General features: G+C 54.1%; 4 protein-coding genes. All 4 read left to right on the top strand.

Translation table 11 applies throughout. From position 1 onward, the window contains the following. Nucleotides 1-88: 88 nt before the first annotated feature. Nucleotides 89-1048, top strand: coding sequence for a phosphoadenosine phosphosulfate reductase family protein (locus tag SV253_08695; protein ID MDY6776130.1), 960 nt, complete (start codon nucleotides 89-91; stop codon nucleotides 1046-1048). Nucleotides 1049-1129: 81 nt separating this feature from the next. Further along, entirely contained in the window at nucleotides 1130-1411 is a 282-nt protein-coding gene (locus SV253_08690; GenBank protein MDY6776129.1) for a hypothetical protein, read from the top strand. 1 nt (nucleotide 1412) lies between these two features. Continuing rightward, nucleotides 1413-1685: a type II toxin-antitoxin system HicB family antitoxin gene (locus tag SV253_08685; GenBank protein MDY6776128.1), complete on the top strand. Its 273-nt coding sequence runs from the start codon at nucleotides 1413-1415 to the stop codon at nucleotides 1683-1685. 422 nt (nucleotides 1686-2107) lie between these two features. Continuing rightward, nucleotides 2108-2281, top strand: a 174-nt coding sequence (locus SV253_08680; GenBank protein MDY6776127.1) for a helix-turn-helix domain-containing protein, incomplete at its 3' end; no start/stop codon positions are given.

Here is a 2281-nt window from a genome sequence, read left to right as displayed (position 1 = left end):
CTCACGGGAAGGGCGGGATTCTCTCGCTGAATCAAGATAGGAGTAGAGACCACAACTCACTTATCCGTATCCCGACTAAGAGTAGGTCATGCCAGACGGATTTCCGGAGTACGTTAGCGTAGACTACTCAGACGGCGAGGGTGAGAGTCCCGAGGACTACCCCTCGCTCGCCGACAAGGTCGAGAAGGGCATCGACGTCTGTGAGAAGGCTCTCGAGGAGTACGACAACCCCGCTGTGATGTGGACCGGCGGAAAGGACTCGACACTCACCCTCTACGTCGTGAAGGAGGTTGCCGACGAACTTGGGTACGAGATGCCTCCCGCTATCTTCATAGACCATTTCCAGCACTTCGACTCTATACTCGGATTCGTCGAGGACTGGAGCGACCAACTCGGCTTCGACGTTATATACGCACGGAACGACGACGTCGCCGACAACGCCGAGAAGCCCGGCGACGAGGTACGTGTCGACGACCTCAACGAGAAGAACCAGAGAGAGGTGCGCGAGAAGTTAGAGTATGAGGAAGACACCTTCCCGTTCCTCCTCGACACCTACGTTGGAAACCATCTTCTCAAGACTGTCGCGCTCAACGACGCACTCGAAGAGAACGACGTCGACGGCGTGATCTCGGGAGTGCGGTGGGACGAACAGGAGGCACGTGCCGACGAGACATTCTTCTCGCCGCGCCACGACTCCGACAAGTATCCGCCCCACGACCGTATCCAGCCGATACTCCAGTTCGACGAGGAGGCTGTCTGGGACACGACCTGGAACTTCCTAGTCCCCGAGTGGGTCGACGGATACCCCGAAGACGGCTACGTCCCCCAGGGATACGACGACCTTCCCGACGGAGTCGAACACGATGACATCCCCGTCTCCCCGAAGTACTTCAAGGGATTCCGTTCGCTCGGAAGCGAGGTGTCGACCGAGAAGAGCGCCGACGAGCCCGCTTGGCTACAGAACCTCGACGAGACGACCGAGAGAGCCGGACGTGCACAGGACAAGGAAGACCTGATGGAGCGTCTCCGCGACCTCGGGTATATGTAGACTTAAGAGTCGGACTGGCTTTTTACTCCTTTGTTCTGGAGCAAAGGGTTAAGTTGAGCGGTGTCTTTTATTTTATTAGACATGGGAAGAGGCGAGATACACGGACGTGAAAAGACAGGCGAGATATCGAAGAAACACTCCGATGACGAATACCTCGAAGCAGTCTGTGAAAACCAACCGGCGGGAACCTCTGAAGTGGCTGAGTCAGTCGGCGTGAAAAGACAGTCAGCCGACTACCGATTACGTAAGCTCAAAGATCAGAGCCGTGTCACTAGTAAGAAGGTTGGTAACTCACTTGTCTGGATGGTAGAGCGAACCCGTACTGACACGAATCCGGATGAGATGGGTTCGGGGACGTGGTAGAATGAGTACAGAAACACGGGTGAGACGCACTATCAGACTCACCCAGGACGAGGAAACCGAACTATGGACGGCTGTCGACGAGGACGAGGGCGTCGCATCTCAGGGGGAGACACGTGAGGAGGCTCTCGAAAACCTCGATGAAGCCGTCGCACTCCACAAGGGTGAAATAGGTGAGGAGATATCCGAGGACGAACAGGAAGAAGTCCTAAGAGAACTCGGCATCGAGCCTGATGAGCTGGACGGCGACCGAGAGCCCCCGGAGTTCATGAAGTAGCCAGAGATGGTGAGTTCTGACTTCTCAGGACAAGAAGTTGTGAAGGTTCTCTACGACCACGGATACAGATTAGCAGTTTGCAGGCGCTAAGCCCCCGTCCTCAAGGAGCGACCAACGGGAGCGAGTAGGGTGGGGATACAGCGTCCCCAGAAATCTTCGATTTCTGGTGTGCGAACGAATCGCTATGCGATTCGTCCACGCCATCATCATCATCTATCGTACACTCTTCTGTTGCAGTCCCACAGGCCAACGTGAACCACAATATTCAAATACATAAGTTACGTAAAGTATGATGTGGCAAAGCGCAAAACAATCTCTATCCGTGAAGACCAAGAAGAGTGGATTCAGGAGAACCACTTGAATCTCTCTTCGTTCGTCCAAGAGAAACTCGATGAACTGATTGAAGAGAGAAATCAGTAACAATGCACTATACCTACAGGTATCGACTCCACCCAACAGAAGACCAGCGAGAGGCGCTGGACTATCACCGAGATACTTGTAGGCAACTGTATAACCACGCACTCAACGAGTTCGAGCAAATTCCTGAATCAGCAGGAACGCTCAACCAACAAGTGCGACAAGTTCGAGACCAGATT

The organism is Candidatus Afararchaeum irisae (genome assembly GCA_034190545.1).
In the GTDB taxonomy this organism is placed as follows: domain Archaea; phylum Halobacteriota; class Halobacteria; order Halobacteriales; family Afararchaeaceae; genus Afararchaeum; species Afararchaeum irisae.
Note: the sequence above shows the minus strand (reverse complement) of the source record. Positions and strands in the feature narration are given on the sequence as shown.

What these genes read in the sequence shown, in the direction of transcription:
- SV253_08690 (MDY6776129.1), top strand. Translation starts at nt 1,130, where the DNA reads ATGGGAAGAGGCGAGATACACGGACGTGAAAAGACAGGCGAGATATCG.
- SV253_08685 (MDY6776128.1), top strand. Translation starts at nt 1,413, where the DNA reads ATGAGTACAGAAACACGGGTGAGACGCACTATCAGACTCACCCAGGAC.
- SV253_08695 (MDY6776130.1), top strand. Translation starts at nt 89, where the DNA reads ATGCCAGACGGATTTCCGGAGTACGTTAGCGTAGACTACTCAGACGGC.